This window comes from Bradyrhizobium manausense (assembly GCF_018131105.1).
In the GTDB taxonomy this organism is placed as follows: Bacteria; Pseudomonadota; Alphaproteobacteria; order Rhizobiales; family Xanthobacteraceae; genus Bradyrhizobium; species Bradyrhizobium manausense_B.
The window spans coordinates 1772535-1786548 of record NZ_JAFCJI010000001.1; the positions used below are offsets into that span (position 1 = coordinate 1772535).

Sequence of the window (14014 nt, forward strand, 5' to 3'; positions counted from 1 at the left end):
ATGAACGAGCAACCTGAACAGCTTCGCAACTTTACGATCAACTTTGGGCCGCAGCATCCGGCGGCACACGGCGTGTTGCGCCTCGTGCTGGAGCTTGACGGCGAAGTCGTCGCCCGCGTCGATCCCCATATCGGCCTGCTTCACCGCGGCACCGAGAAGCTGATCGAGCAGAAGACCTATCTCCAGGCGATCCCGTATTTCGATCGGCTCGACTACGTCGCGCCGATGAACCAGGAGCACGCCTTCTGCCTCGCCGCCGAAAAGCTGCTGGGCATCGAGGTGCCGCGCCGCGGCCAGCTGATCCGCGTCCTCTACTGCGAGATCGGCCGCATTCTCTCTCACCTTCTCAACGTCACCACGCAGGCCATGGACGTCGGCGCGCTGACCCCGCCGCTGTGGGGCTTTGAAGAGCGCGAAAAGCTGATGGTGTTCTACGAGCGCGCCTCGGGCAGCCGCATGCACGCAGCCTTTTTCCGCGTCGGTGGCGTGCATCAGGACCTGCCGCAGAAGCTGGTCGACGATATCGACGCCTGGTGCGATCCGTTCCTGAAGGTCGTCGACGATCTCGATCGCCTGCTCACCGCCAACCGCATCTTCAAGCAGCGCAATGTCGATATCGGCGTGGTGTCGCTGAAGGAAGCCTGGGAGTGGGGCTTCTCGGGCGTGATGGTGCGCGGCTCGGGTGCGGCCTGGGACCTGCGCAAGTCGCAGCCTTATGAGTGCTACGCCGAGATGGATTTCGATATCCCGATCGGCAAGAACGGCGACTGCTACGACCGCTACCTGATCCGCATGGAAGAGATGCGCCAGTCCGTGCGCATCATGAAGCAGTGCATCCAGAAACTGAATGCGCCTGACGGCAAGGGCCCGGTCGTCGTTGAAGACAACAAGGTCGCGCCGCCGCGCCGTGGCGAGATGAAGCGCTCGATGGAAGCGCTGATCCACCACTTCAAGCTCTACACCGAAGGCGTTCACGTGCCGGAAGGCGAAGTCTATGCCGCAGTCGAAGCGCCTAAGGGCGAATTCGGCGTCTATCTGATCTCCGACGGCACCAACAAGCCGTACAAGTGCAAGATCCGCGCGCCGGGCTTTGCGCATCTGCAGGCGATGGACCACATCTGCCGCGGCCATCTGCTCGCTGACGTCTCGGCCATTCTCGGCTCGCTCGACATCGTGTTCGGAGAGGTCGATCGGTGATGGGGCAGGCGCCAATCCAGTTTGACCGTGCCTCGGGGGCCCTTGAAGGGGCCAACCTGTGGGAGCGGACGGCTGCCTTGGCGCTGGTGACGGGATCGAAGATCTCCTCGCACTTCTCGCATATGGGCTACATCGCCTGCGCCAATCTGCTGGCGAAGACGCTGCCCAGGCGCAACATCGCGATCAAGCTCAATGCCGACGCGGTGTTCGAATTTCCTTATGGCGACGGCTATTGGAGCAAGCTGCTCAACCGCTCGTACAACTACGAGGACGAGCTGGAGCTGCTGTTCGCCGACTCCGTCGACGTCGACTACACGCTGCTCGATTGCGGCGCCAACTACGGCTACTGGTCGGTGCTGGTGTCGAGCAAACCGTTCGGCTCGCACAAGTCGATCGCGATCGAACCGTCGGGCCAGAACTATCCGAAGCTCGCCAACAATGCCGATATCAACGGCAACCGCTTCGAGACCTTGAAATGCGCGATCGGTGCCGCGCGCGGCACCGCGCGTCTGTCAGGCACGAAGCACGAGGCCTTCAGCATCGCCGGTGCTCCGTCTGACGGTGGCGAGGACGTGCCCGTTCTCGCGCTCGACAATCTGATCGACGACGGCAAGATCCCGGCATCAGGCAAGTACCTGATCAAGCTCGACGTCGAGGGCGTCGAGATCGAGGCGATCAAGGGCGGCGCCCGGCTGCTGCAGACCGACAGCGTCATCATGTGCGAGGAGCACGGCAGCGACCGCAACCACTCCGTGTCGCGCTACATCCTCGAGCAGACGCCTTTGAAGCTGATCGTGCTCGATCCCCGCACCAACCGCCTGGAGACCGTGACCGAGCTGTCGATCCTCGATCGCATCAAGGTCTCGACCCACGTCGGCTACAACGTTTTCGGCACCGCAAGCGCGTTCTGGCAGGACAGGATCAATGCCCTGAATGCCAAAAACGCGCGCCGTATGCAGTGAGAGATAAGACATGTCCGTTCGCAGATTAGCGCCCAAGGAAGTCCAGCCCGCGAGCTTTGCGTTCACGGACGAGAACCTCGCGTTCGCCAGGCAGCAGATCGCGAAATATCCGGCCGGACGCCAGGCCTCCGCCGTCATCGCCATCCTCTGGCGCGTCCAGGAGCAGCACGAGGGCTGGGTCTCGGAAGCCGCGATCCGCGCCGTCGCCGACCTTCTCGACATGCCCTATATCCGCGTGCTCGAAGTCGCGACCTTCTACACGATGTTCCAGCTCGCCCCGGTCGGCAAGAAGGCCCACGTCCAGGTCTGCGGCACCACGCCGTGCCGCCTGCGCGGCGCCGAAGACCTCATCCATGTCTGCGAGAGCCGGATCCATCACGATCCCTTCCATCTCTCCAAGGACGGCAATTTCAGCTGGGAAGAGGTGGAGTGCCTGGGCGCCTGCGTGAACGCGCCGATGGTGCTGATCGGCAAGGACACCTATGAGGATCTGAACAAGGAGAGCTTCGGCAAGGTGCTCGACGGTTTTGCCTCGGGCAATCCGCCCAAGCCCGGTCCGCAGAACGGCCGCCAGTTCTCCGCGCCGGCGGGCGGGCCGACCACGTTGAAGGAGACCTCCTGATGGGTCTTCCGTCTCACGCGAACCGGGGGAGCGAAGCCGTGAAGAAATGGGGCTTCGTCGCCATGCACTCCGCGCTCGCTGCCACCTTCATGTTCCTGCTGCAGCGCTTCGTGATGAACGCGACACAGGAAACCAGTCTGCTCTGGGCGCTGACCTTCGCCGTTTGCGCCGCCGGGCTTGCCTACAAGCAAGCCAACCGTTGATCGGAAAGCACTGACATGCTCGAGGACAAGGACCGCATCTTCAAGAACCTCTACGGCCTCCATGACTGGGGTCTCGAGGGCGCGCGGCGCCGCGGCGCCTGGGATGGTACCAAGAACATCATCGACAAGGGCCGCGACTGGATCATCAACGAGATGAAGGCCTCGGGCCTGCGCGGCCGCGGCGGCGCCGGCTTCCCGACCGGTCTGAAATGGTCCTTCATGCCGAAGGAGTCCACAGACGGTCGTCCGAGCTATCTCGTCGTCAACGCCGACGAGTCCGAGCCCGGCACCTGCAAGGATCGCGAGATCATGCGGCACGATCCGCATCTCCTGATCGAGGGCTGCCTGATTGCCAGCTGCGCGATGAACGCGCATGCCTGCTACATCTATGTCCGTGGCGAGTTCATTCGTGAGCGCGAGCATCTCCAGGCCGCGATCGACCAGGCCTATGAGGCCAAGCTGGTCGGCAAGGACAACGTCAACGGCTGGCCGTTCGACATCTATGTCGCGCACGGCGCCGGCGCCTACATCTGCGGCGAAGAGACTGCGCTGCTCGAAAGCCTCGAAGGCAAGAAGGGCCAGCCGCGTCTGAAGCCGCCGTTCCCGGCCAACGTCGGCCTGTTCGGCTGCCCGACCACCGTCAACAACGTCGAGTCCATCGCGGTCGCGCCCGACATTCTGCGCCGCGGCGCCGCCTGGTTCGCCGGCATCGGCCGTCCGAACAATGTCGGCACCAAGCTGTTCTGCGTCTCCGGCCATGTCGAGCGGCCCTGCAACGTCGAAGAGGCCATGGGCATTCCGTTCCGTGAGCTGATCGACAAGCATTGCGGCGGCATTCGCGGCGGCTGGGACAATCTCAAGGCCGTGATCCCGGGCGGTTCCTCGGTGCGCATGGTGCCGGCCGAGCAGATCATCGACACGCCGATGGATTTCGATAGCTTGAGCAAGTTGCGCTCGGGCCTCGGCACCGCGGCCGTGATCGTCATGGACAAGTCGACCGATTTGATCCGCGCCATCGCCCGCATCTCCTATTTCTACAAGCACGAGAGCTGCGGCCAGTGCACGCCGTGCCGCGAGGGCACCGGCTGGATGTGGCGCGTGCTGACCCGCATGGCCGACGGCCGCGCCCACAAGCGCGAGATCGACATGCTGCTGGAGGTCACCAAGCAGGTCGAAGGCCACACCATCTGCGCGCTCGGCGACGCGGCCGCGTGGCCGATCCAGGGCCTGATCGCGCATTTCCGTCATGAGATCGAAGCGCGCATCGACGAATATTCGCACAAGGCCGACATCGACGATGCCGGCGTCCGCGATCCCGTGAACATGGTCGCGGCGGAGTAGAGAGAATGACCAAGCTCATCATCGACGGCAAAGAGATCGATGTCCCCGCCGAGTACACGCTGCTTCAGGCGTGCGAGGCGGCCGGCGCCGAGATTCCGCGCTTCTGCTATCACGAGCGCCTGTCGATCGCCGGGAATTGCCGGATGTGCCTCGTCGAGGTGAAGGGCGGCCCGAAGCCGGTCGCGAGCTGCGCCTGGGGCGTGCGCGATTGCCGTCCGGGCCCGAAGGGCGAGCCGCCGGAGATCTCCACGCGTTCACCGATGGTGAAGAAGGCACGCGAAGGCGTGATGGAGTTCCTTCTGATCAATCATCCGCTGGATTGCCCGATCTGCGACCAGGGCGGCGAGTGCGACCTGCAGGACCAGGCGATGGGCTATGGTGTCGATACCAGCCGCTTCGCCGAGAACAAGCGCGCGGTCGAGGACAAGTACCTCGGCGCGCTGGTCAAGACCTCGATGAACCGCTGCATCCAGTGCACGCGCTGCGTCCGCTTCTCGGCGGAAGTTGCCGGCGCGCCCGAAATGGGCGCGACGGGGCGCGGAGAGGACATGGAGATCACGACCTATCTCGAGCACGCGCTGACCTCGGAACTGCAGGGCAATCTGGTCGACATCTGCCCGGTCGGCGCGCTGACCTCGAAGCCCTATGCCTTCGCGGCGCGTCCGTGGGAGCTCGGCAAGACCCAGTCGATCGACGTGATGGACGGCGTTGGATCGGCGATCCGCGTCGACACCCGCGGCCGCGAAGTGATGCGCGTGCTGCCGCGTATCAACGAAGCCGTGAACGAGGAGTGGATCTCGGACAAGACCCGCCACATCGTCGACGGCCTGCGCACCCAGCGCCTCGATAGGCCCTATATCCGCGAAGCCGGCAAGCTGCGCGCGGCGAGCTGGCCGGAAGCCTTTGCGGCGATCGCGGCCAAGGCAGCCCGCACCGACGGCAAGCGCATCGGCGCGATCGCTGGCGATCTTTCCGGCGTCGAAGAGATGTTCGCGATCAAGGATCTGCTGGCAAAATTCGGCCCGGCCAATCTGGCGGTGCAGGGCGGCGACGCCTTCGATCCGGCGCTTGGCCGCGGCTCCTACATCTTCAACCCGACGCTGGCAGGCGTCGAGCAGGCAGATGCGCTGCTCATCGTCGGCGCCAATCCGCGCAAGGAAGCGGCGGTGTTCAACGCCCGCATCCGCAAGCGCTGGCGCGCCGGCGGACTCAAGATCGGCGTGATCGGTGCCAGGACCGATCTCACCTATGATTATGACCATCTCGGCGCCGGCAGCGACACCCTTGGTGAGCTCGCGGCCGGCAAGCACTCCTTCATGGACGTGCTGAAGAACGCCAAGAACCCGATCATTCTGGTCGGCGCGGGTGCTGCCTCGCGTCACGACGGCGCCGCCATTCTCGCCGCCGCCGCCAAGCTCGCGCTCGACGTCGGTGCGGTGAAGGACGGCTGGAACGGCTTTGGTGTGCTGCACGAGACCGCCTCGCGCGTCGGTGCGCTCGACATCGGCTTTGTCGCAGGTCAGGGCGGGCTGAACGCCGCGCAGATGACGACCTTCGGCACGCTCGACCTGCTGTTCCTGCTGGGCGCTGACGAGATCAAGGCGCCGGACGGGACCTTCGTGGTCTACATCGGCACCCATGGTGATCGTGGCGCGCATCGGGCCGACGTGATCCTGCCGGCAGCCGCCTACACCGAGAAGTCCGCGATCTACGTCAACACCGAAGGCCGCGTGCAGATGACCGGCCGCGCCGCGTTCCCGCCGGGCGAAGCCCGCGAGGACTGGGCGATCATCCGCGCGCTCTCGGAGGCGCTCGGCAAGAAGCTCGGCTATGACTCGTTGGCCGCACTGCGCCAGGTGATCTTCAAGGCTGTGCCGCATCTGATCCGTCTCGACCAGATCGAGGCCGGCTCCGCCGACCAGATCAGGAAGCTGGCGGGGAAGGGCGGCTCGCCCGAGAAGGCGCCGTTCAAGGCTGTCATCGAGGACTTCTATCTGACCAACCCAATCGCGCGTGCGTCCGCCGTGATGGCGGAATGTTCGCGGCTTGCCTCCGGGCAGATGCTGACCGCAGCGGAGTGAGCTGATGGAATTCTTTGAAAGCGCATTCTGGACCGGCTTCCTCTGGCCGCTGATCATCATGATCGCGGAGAGCGTGCTGGTGCTCGTGGTCCTGCTGGTCGCGATCGCCTACATCCTGCTCGCGGACCGCAAGATCTGGGCGGCCGTGCAGATCCGGCGCGGCCCGAACGTGGTCGGGCCCTGGGGCCTGTTCCAGTCCTTCGCCGACTTGCTGAAGTTCGTGCTGAAGGAGCCGATCATTCCGTCCGGCGCCAACAAGGGCGTCTTCCTGCTGGCGCCGCTGGTGTCCTGCGTGCTCGCGCTCGCGGCCTGGGCAGTGATCCCGACCAACCTCGGCTGGGTGATCTCCGACATCAATGTCGGCATCCTCTTCATCTTCGCGATCTCGTCGCTGTCGATCTACGGCATCATCATGGCCGGCTGGTCGTCGAACTCGAAATACCCGTTCCTGGCCGCGCTGCGTTCGGCGGCGCAGATGGTGTCCTATGAAGTCTCGATCGGCTTCGTCATCATCACGGTGCTGCTCTGCGCCGGCACGCTGAACCTCTCGGCCGTGGTCGAGGCGCAGCATGTCCGCGGTCTTGCCGGCCTGATCGGATTGCCGCAGCTGACCATCCTGAACTGGTACGTCTGGCCGCTGTTCCCGATGTTCGTGGTCTTCTACGTCTCGGCGCTGGCGGAAACCAACCGTCCGCCGTTCGACCTCGTCGAAGCGGAATCCGAGCTCGTTGCCGGCTTCATGGTCGAATACGGCTCGACGCCTTACCTGCTGTTCATGCTCGGCGAGTACGTCGCAATCGTCACGATGTGCGCGATGGCGACCATCCTGTTCCTCGGAGGCTGGCTGCCGCCGGTGGACCTGCCGCCCTTCAACTGGGTGCCGGGGATCATCTGGTTCTCGCTCAAAGTCTTCTTCATGTTCTTCCTGTTCGCGATGGCAAAGGCGATCGTGCCGCGCTACCGCTACGACCAACTGATGCGCCTCGGCTGGAAGGTGTTCCTGCCGCTGTCGCTGGCGATGGTGGTCGTGGTGGCGGGCGTGCTGCAGTTCGCCGGCATCGCGCCGAAGTGAGGGCCGTCATGGGTATCAACATCAACGCCACTGCACGTTCGCTCCTGCTGTCGGAATTCGTCTCGGCGTTCTTTCTCGCCATGCGCTATTTCTTCCAGCCGAAGCCGACGCTGAACTATCCGTTCGAGAAGGGCCCGATCTCGCCACGCTTCCGCGGTGAGCACGCGTTGCGCCGCTATCCGAACGGCGAAGAGCGCTGCATTGCCTGCAAGCTGTGCGAAGCGGTGTGCCCGGCGCAGGCGATCACCATCGAGGCCGGCCCGCGCCGCAACGACGGTACCCGCCGCACCGTGCGCTACGACATCGACATGGTGAAATGCATCTATTGCGGCCTCTGCCAGGAGGCCTGTCCGGTCGATGCCATCGTCGAAGGTCCGAACTTCGAGTTCGCGACCGAGACTCGCGAGGAACTGTTCTATGACAAGGCCAAGCTGCTCGCCAATGGCGACCGCTGGGAACGCGAGATCGCAAAGGCGATCGAGCTCGACGCGCCTTACCGGTGAGATGAGAGCATGATCCTTCCCGCGCTGTTCTTCTATCTCTTCGCCGGCGTCTGTGTCGCCTCGGCGGTGATGGTGATTGTCTCGCGCAATCCCGTGCACTCCGTGCTGTACCTGATCCTGGCCTTCGTCAACGCCTCCGGCCTGTTCGTGCTGATGGGCGCCGAATTCCTGGCGATGATCCTAATCGTCGTCTATGTCGGCGCGGTCGCGGTGTTGTTCCTGTTCGTCATCATGATGCTCGATGTCGACTTCGTCGAGCTGCGCGAAGGCTTCATCCAGTATCTGCCGGTGGGTGTCGTGATCGGCGGCATCTTCCTGTTCGAGCTGATGCTCACCGTCGGCGCCTGGGTCATCAATCCAACCGTCAGCAAGACCATCACGGCGCCGATCCCGACCAACGTCTCGAACACCGAAGCGCTGGGTCTGGTGCTCTATACGAAGTACATCCACTACTTCCAGCTCTCGGGCATGGTGCTGCTGGTCGCCATGATCGGCGCCATCGTGCTGACGCTGCGGCACAAGGCGAGCGTGAAGCGGCAGGACATCAACGTTCAGAACGCGCGGACGCCCGAGATGGCGATGGCGATGCGCAAGGTGGCACCGGGGCAGGGGCTTTCGGACGCGGATGCGGCGGAGTGGGTGAAATGACGATCGGGCTCGGACATTACCTGGCGGTCGCCGCGATCCTGTTCACGCTCGGGATCCTCGGCATCTTCCTGAACCGCAAGAACATCATCGTCATCCTGATGTCGATCGAGCTGATCCTGCTCTCGGTCAACATCAACCTCGTGGCATTCTCGACCTTCCTCGGCGACATCGTCGGCCAGGTCTTCGCGCTGCTGGTCTTGACCGTTGCGGCCGCCGAAGCCGCGATCGGTCTCGCCATCCTGGTGGTCTATTTCCGCAACCGCGGCTCGATCGCGGTTGAGGACGTCAATCTGATGAAGGGCTGAGCTCTCAAATGGTTCAGGCAATCGTTTTCCTGCCGCTGCTCGGCGCCATTCTCGCCGGCCTGATCGCGCTGTTCGGCGCGCACGCCCGCAACCCCTCGGGCGACACGGTCGAGCATCACGATGATCACGGTCATGGTGCGCACGCCCATGCGTCCGACAAGATCAACGAGGATGCGTCCGTCATCCACGAGAGCCATCACGACGACGCGCACGACGACCATGGCCATGGCCCGGTCGAGCCGCCGGCGGCCGGCTCGCGCGGCGCCGAGCTGATCACCACCGCTCTGCTGTTCGTCGCGGCGGCGCTGTCCTGGATGACGCTGGTCGATGTCGGCTTCAATGGCCATGACCTCAGGATCCAGCTTCTGCCCTGGATTTTCTCCGGCGAACTCGAAGTCTGGTGGACGCTGCGCGTCGATACACTGACCGCCGTGATGCTGGTGGTGGTGACGACCGTGTCCTCGCTCGTGCACCTCTACTCCATCGGCTACATGGACGAGGATCCGAACCGGCCGCGCTTCTTCGGCTATCTCAGCCTGTTCACCTTCGCCATGCTGATGCTGGTGACCGCCGACAACCTCGTGCAGCTGTTCTTCGGCTGGGAAGGCGTGGGCCTGGCAAGCTACCTGCTGATCGGCTTCTGGTACCAGAAGCCCTCGGCGAACGCCGCCGCCATCAAGGCCTTCGTGGTCAACCGCGTCGGCGACTTCGGCTTCGCGCTCGGCATCTTCTCGATCTTCATGCTGACGAACTCGACCGATTTCGAGACCATCTTCCACGCTGCGCCCGGTCTCTCCGGCAAGACCATCGACTTCCTCGGCTGGCACGCCGATGCGCTGACGCTGACCTGCCTGCTGCTGTTCATGGGCGCGATGGGCAAGTCGGCGCAGTTCCTGCTGCACACCTGGTTGCCGGATGCGATGGAAGGCCCGACGCCCGTGTCGGCGCTGATCCACGCCGCGACCATGGTCACCGCCGGCGTGTTCATGGTGGCACGACTGTCGCCGCTGTTCGAGCTTGCGCCGAACGCCCAGGCCGTCGTGATGTTCTTCGGCGCGACCACGGCGTTCTTCGCGGCGACCATCGGTCTCGTCCAGAACGACATCAAGCGCATCGTCGCCTATTCGACATGTTCGCAGCTCGGCTACATGTTCGTGGCAATGGGAGCAGGGGCCTATTCGGTCGGCATGTTCCATCTGTTCACGCACGCCTTCTTCAAGGCGCTGCTGTTCCTGGGCTCCGGCTCGGTGATCTACGCGATGCACCACGAGCAGGACATCCGCAACATGGGTGGCCTCTGGAAGAAGATTCCGTACACCTTCGCGGTGATGACCGTCGGCACGCTGGCGCTGACCGGATTTCCGCTGTTCGCCGGCTACTTCTCCAAGGACGCGATCATCGAGGCGGCCTACGCCTCGCACAATCCATTCTCGACCTACGCCTATCTGCTGACGGTCGTGGCCGCCGGCCTGACCTCGTTCTATTCCTGGCGTCTGGTCTTCAAGACCTTCTTCGGTGAGCCGCACGACCAGGAGCATTACGAGGCGGCCCATGAGAGCCCGATCTGGATGCTGATCCCGATCGGCGTGCTGGCGGTCGGCTCGGTCCTCGCCGGCTTCCCGTTCAAGGAGCTGTTCACCGGGCCGCACGGCGTGGAAGAGTTCTTCCGCGAGTCCGTGAAGATGAACCCGCATATCCTCGAGGATATGGAGCACATGCCTCATCTCCTGGGCTGGCTGCCCTTCCTGATGATGGTTGGCGGCTTCCTGGTGTCCTACACCTTCTACATCCGCAAGCCGTACCTGCCGGTCGAGCTCGCGAACACGCAGCCGATGCTCTACAAGTTCCTGCTCAACAAATGGTACTTCGACGAGCTCTACGATATCATCTTCGTGCGCCCGGCGAAGTGGATCGGCTACCAGCTCTGGAAGAAGGGCGACGGCTTCATCATCGACGGGTTCGGCCCCGACGGCATCTCGGCCCGCGTGCTGGACATCACCCGCAACGTCGTGAAGATCCAGACCGGCTATCTCTATCACTACGCATTCGCCATGCTGATCGGTGCCGCCGGCCTGATCACCTGGTTCATGTTCGGCTTTGGAGGCCAGTAAATGACAACCTGGCCCATCCTTTCGGTCACGACGTTCCTGCCTCTGGTCGGCGCGCTGATCGTTTACCTGAGCCGCGGCGATGACGAAGCGGCCAAGCGCAATTCGCGCTGGATCGCGCTGTGGACCACGCTGATCACCTTCGCGGTGTCGGTGCTCCTGGTCATGCGCTTCGACCCCGCGAATGCCGACTTCCAGTTCGTCGAGAAGGCGAGCTGGCTTGCCACCGGTATCACCTACCATATGGGTGTCGACGGCATCTCGCTGCCGCTGGTGATCCTGACAACCGCGATCATGCCGTTCTGCATCATCGCGAGCTGGAAGGCGATTTCGAACCGCGTCCGCGAATACATGATGGCGTTCCTGATCCTGGAAACGCTGATGATCGGCACCTTCTCGGCGCTCGATCTCGTGCTGTTCTATCTGTTCTTCGAAGGCGGCCTGATCCCGATGTTCCTGATCATCGGCGTCTGGGGCGGTCCGCGCCGGGTCTACGCGTCGTTCAAGTTCTTCCTCTACACGCTGCTCGGCTCGGTCTTGATGCTGCTTGCCATCATGGCGCTGTACTGGAACGGCGGCACCACCGATATCCCGACCCTGATGCACACTGCCGTGCCGCGGTCGCTGCAGACCTGGGCCTGGCTCGCCTTCTTCGCCTCGTTCGCGGTGAAGATGCCGATGTGGCCGGTGCACACCTGGCTTCCCGACGCGCATGTCGAGGCGCCGACCGCGGGCTCCGTGGTCCTCGCAGCAATCCTGCTGAAGATGGGCGGCTACGGTTTCCTGCGCTTCTCGCTGCCGATGTTCCCGCTGGCCTCGCATGACTTCGCGCCGCTGATCTTCACGCTCTCCGCCATTGCCATCATCTACACCTCGCTGGTGGCGCTGATGCAGGAGGACATGAAGAAGCTGATTGCGTACTCGTCGGTCGCGCATATGGGCTTCGTCACCATGGGCATCTTCGCCGGCACCATGCAGGGCGTTGCCGGCGGCGTGTTCCAGATGATCTCGCACGGCATCGTCTCCGGCGCGCTGTTCCTCTGCGTCGGCGTCGTCTATGACCGCCTGCACACCCGCGAAATCGCGGCCTATGGCGGCCTCGTCAACCGGATGCCGCTCTACGCGCTAACCTTCATGATCTTCACCATGGCCAATGTCGGTCTGCCCGGCACCTCCGGCTTCGTCGGCGAGTTCATGACGCTACTCGGCACCTTCAAGGTCTCGATCCCGACCGCGTTCTTCGCCACCTTCGGTGTCATCCTGTCGGCCGGTTACGCGCTGTGGCTCTACCGCAAGGTCGTGTTCGGGGCGCTGGTCAAGCCGACGCTGATGAGCATGAAGGATCTCACGCTGCGCGAGTGCGTGACGCTGTTCCCGCTGATTGCGCTGACGATCCTGTTCGGCGTCTATCCGAAGCCGGTGCTCGACATGTCGGCCGCCTCGGTTCAGCAACTCGTCAACAACTACAACACCGCTGTGACGGCCGTGAAGGCCGCCGCACTGCTCCATTGATCGGGCAGGTCAGGATATCGCCATGAGCTTTACGACTGCAGGTTATCAACTGGCGCCGGTGCTGCCCGAGCTCGTGCTCGCGATCGGCGCCATGGCGCTTCTGATGCTCGGCGCCTATCGCGGGCAGGGGACCACGAGCGCGGTTACCACGCTCGCAGTGCTGCTTCTCATCGTGGTTGGCGTGCTCGAATACATGGTGCCGGCAGGCAAGCAGGTGACCTTCGGCGGCAGCTTCATCGTCGACGACTTCGCCCGGTTCATGAAGATCCTGGCGCTGGTCGGCTCGGCGGTGACGCTGATCCTGTCGACCGAGTTCCTGGCCGACCCATCGCGCCGCATTTTCGAATACGCGATCCTGGTGCTGCTCTCGACGCTCGGCATGATGGTGCTGATCTCGGCCGGCGATTTGATCTCGCTCTATCTCGGCCTCGAGCTGATGTCGCTCGCGCTCTACGTCGTGGCGGCCTCGAACCGCGATAACGCCAAGTCGACCGAAGCCGGGCTGAAGTACTTCGTGCTGGGCGCGCTGTCCTCGGGCATGCTGCTGTACGGTTCCTCGCTGGTCTATGGCTTCACCGGCACCGTGAGCTTCACCGGCATTGCGACGGCCGCGACCGTCTCGAATGTGGGCCTCGTCTTCGGCCTGGTCTTCCTGCTGGCTGGCCTCTGCTTCAAGGTCTCGGCCGTGCCGTTCCACATGTGGACGCCGGACGTCTATGAAGGCGCTCCGACGCCGGTCACCGCCTTTTTCGCGTCCGCGCCGAAGGTCGCAGCACTCGCGGTGTTCACCCGTGTCACGCTGACGGCATTCCCCGGCATCGTCTCGCAGTGGCAGCAGATTCTGGTGTTCGTGGCGATCGCCTCGATGGTGCTGGGTTCGTTCGCCGCGATCGGCCAGAGCAATATCAAGCGCCTGATGGCCTACTCCTCGATCGGTCATATGGGTTTTGCCCTGGTCGGCCTCGCCGCCGGCACGGTCGAGGGCGCGCAGGGCGTGCTGATGTACATCGTGATCTATGTCGCGATGACGCTCGGCTCGTTCTCGGTCATCCTCGCCATGAAGCGCAACGGCCAGGCCGTCGAGAAGATCAGCGATTTCGCCGGTCTCTCGCGCACCAATCCGCTGCTCGCCTTCATGTTCGCGATGCTGCTGTTCTCGCTCGCGGGCATTCCGCCGCTCGCCGGCTTCTTCGCCAAATGGTACGTGTTTGTCGCCGCGATCAAGGCGAACCTGTTCACGCTCGCCGTGATCGGTGTGCTCTCCAGCGTCGTGGGCGCCTACTACTATCTCACCATCGTCAAGACGATGTATTTCGACGAGCCGGCCGGACAGGTCGATCCGATGCGTGTCGAGGTCAAGACGGTGCTCGCAGTTGCGGGCCTGTTCACCATCCTGTTTGCGCTGTTCGCGGGTCCGGTGGTGAGCGTCGCCTCCGCCGCCGCCAAGTCGCTGTTCTAGG

General features: G+C 63.6%; 13 protein-coding genes. All 13 read left to right on the top strand.

What is annotated here, in order from left to right:
• The 13 genes from JQ631_RS08305 to nuoN are packed head-to-tail and all read left to right on the top strand — an operon-like array spanning position 1 to position 14013.
• Entirely contained in the window at positions 1 to 1197 is a 1197-nt protein-coding gene (locus tag JQ631_RS08305) for an NADH-quinone oxidoreductase subunit D (protein ID WP_212325374.1), read from the top strand.
• Positions 1197 to 2159, top strand: a complete 963-nt coding sequence (locus JQ631_RS08310; protein ID WP_212325376.1) for an FkbM family methyltransferase — start codon at positions 1197 to 1199, stop codon at positions 2157 to 2159. The genes JQ631_RS08305 and JQ631_RS08310 overlap by 1 nt, the downstream gene beginning before the upstream one ends.
• A 10-nt stretch (positions 2160 to 2169) precedes the next feature.
• Positions 2170 to 2781, top strand: coding sequence for an NADH-quinone oxidoreductase subunit NuoE (gene nuoE / locus JQ631_RS08315; RefSeq protein WP_212325378.1), 612 nt, complete (start codon positions 2170 to 2172; stop codon positions 2779 to 2781).
• On the top strand, positions 2781 to 2984 hold the full coding sequence (locus JQ631_RS08320) for a hypothetical protein (RefSeq protein ID WP_212325380.1): 204 nt from the start codon (positions 2781 to 2783) through the stop codon (positions 2982 to 2984). Before nuoE ends, JQ631_RS08320 begins: the two co-directional genes overlap by 1 nt.
• Before the next feature lie 15 nt (positions 2985 to 2999).
• Complete coding sequence (gene nuoF, locus JQ631_RS08325) at positions 3000 to 4325, top strand: NADH-quinone oxidoreductase subunit NuoF (protein WP_212325382.1); 1326 nt, start codon at positions 3000 to 3002, stop codon at positions 4323 to 4325.
• Between the two features lie 5 nt (positions 4326 to 4330).
• Complete coding sequence (gene nuoG, locus JQ631_RS08330) at positions 4331 to 6406, top strand: NADH-quinone oxidoreductase subunit NuoG (protein ID WP_212325384.1); 2076 nt, start codon at positions 4331 to 4333, stop codon at positions 6404 to 6406.
• A 4-nt stretch (positions 6407 to 6410) separates the two neighbouring features.
• A complete protein-coding gene (nuoH, locus tag JQ631_RS08335; protein WP_212325387.1) occupies positions 6411 to 7478 on the top strand; it encodes an NADH-quinone oxidoreductase subunit NuoH in 1068 nt (355 codons plus the stop codon).
• A 14-nt stretch (positions 7479 to 7492) separates the two neighbouring features.
• Positions 7493 to 7981 (top strand): NADH-quinone oxidoreductase subunit NuoI, encoded by a 489-nt coding sequence (nuoI, locus tag JQ631_RS08340; RefSeq protein ID WP_026232873.1) that lies wholly within the window; start codon positions 7493 to 7495, stop codon positions 7979 to 7981.
• 9 nt (positions 7982 to 7990) lie between these two features.
• Positions 7991 to 8629 (top strand): NADH-quinone oxidoreductase subunit J, encoded by a 639-nt coding sequence (locus tag JQ631_RS08345; protein ID WP_212325389.1) that lies wholly within the window; start codon positions 7991 to 7993, stop codon positions 8627 to 8629.
• Complete coding sequence (gene nuoK, locus JQ631_RS08350; RefSeq protein WP_212325390.1) at positions 8626 to 8934, top strand: NADH-quinone oxidoreductase subunit NuoK; 309 nt, start codon at positions 8626 to 8628, stop codon at positions 8932 to 8934. The genes JQ631_RS08345 and nuoK overlap by 4 nt, the downstream gene beginning before the upstream one ends.
• A gap of 8 nt (positions 8935 to 8942) precedes the next feature.
• Positions 8943 to 11045, top strand: a complete 2103-nt coding sequence (gene nuoL / locus JQ631_RS08355) for an NADH-quinone oxidoreductase subunit L (RefSeq protein ID WP_212325391.1) — start codon at positions 8943 to 8945, stop codon at positions 11043 to 11045.
• Positions 11046 to 12554: an NADH-quinone oxidoreductase subunit M gene (locus tag JQ631_RS08360; RefSeq protein WP_212325392.1), complete on the top strand. Its 1509-nt coding sequence runs from the start codon at positions 11046 to 11048 to the stop codon at positions 12552 to 12554.
• A gap of 22 nt (positions 12555 to 12576) precedes the next feature.
• Entirely contained in the window at positions 12577 to 14013 is a 1437-nt protein-coding gene (gene nuoN, locus JQ631_RS08365; RefSeq protein WP_212325393.1) for an NADH-quinone oxidoreductase subunit NuoN, read from the top strand.
• Position 14014: the final 1 nt, after the last annotated feature.

Coding starts and splice junctions, on each gene's coding strand:
- JQ631_RS08305 (WP_212325374.1), top strand. CDS start 1: ATGAACGAGCAACCTGAACAGCTTCGCAACTTTACGATCAACTTTGGG.
- JQ631_RS08310 (WP_212325376.1), top strand. CDS start 1,197: ATGGGGCAGGCGCCAATCCAGTTTGACCGTGCCTCGGGGGCCCTTGAA.
- nuoE (WP_212325378.1), top strand. CDS start 2,170: ATGTCCGTTCGCAGATTAGCGCCCAAGGAAGTCCAGCCCGCGAGCTTT.
- JQ631_RS08320 (WP_212325380.1), top strand. CDS start 2,781: ATGGGTCTTCCGTCTCACGCGAACCGGGGGAGCGAAGCCGTGAAGAAA.
- nuoF (WP_212325382.1), top strand. CDS start 3,000: ATGCTCGAGGACAAGGACCGCATCTTCAAGAACCTCTACGGCCTCCAT.
- nuoG (WP_212325384.1), top strand. CDS start 4,331: ATGACCAAGCTCATCATCGACGGCAAAGAGATCGATGTCCCCGCCGAG.
- nuoH (WP_212325387.1), top strand. CDS start 6,411: ATGGAATTCTTTGAAAGCGCATTCTGGACCGGCTTCCTCTGGCCGCTG.
- JQ631_RS08345 (WP_212325389.1), top strand. CDS start 7,991: ATGATCCTTCCCGCGCTGTTCTTCTATCTCTTCGCCGGCGTCTGTGTC.
- nuoK (WP_212325390.1), top strand. CDS start 8,626: ATGACGATCGGGCTCGGACATTACCTGGCGGTCGCCGCGATCCTGTTC.
- nuoL (WP_212325391.1), top strand. CDS start 8,943: ATGGTTCAGGCAATCGTTTTCCTGCCGCTGCTCGGCGCCATTCTCGCC.
- JQ631_RS08360 (WP_212325392.1), top strand. CDS start 11,046: ATGACAACCTGGCCCATCCTTTCGGTCACGACGTTCCTGCCTCTGGTC.
- nuoN (WP_212325393.1), top strand. CDS start 12,577: ATGAGCTTTACGACTGCAGGTTATCAACTGGCGCCGGTGCTGCCCGAG.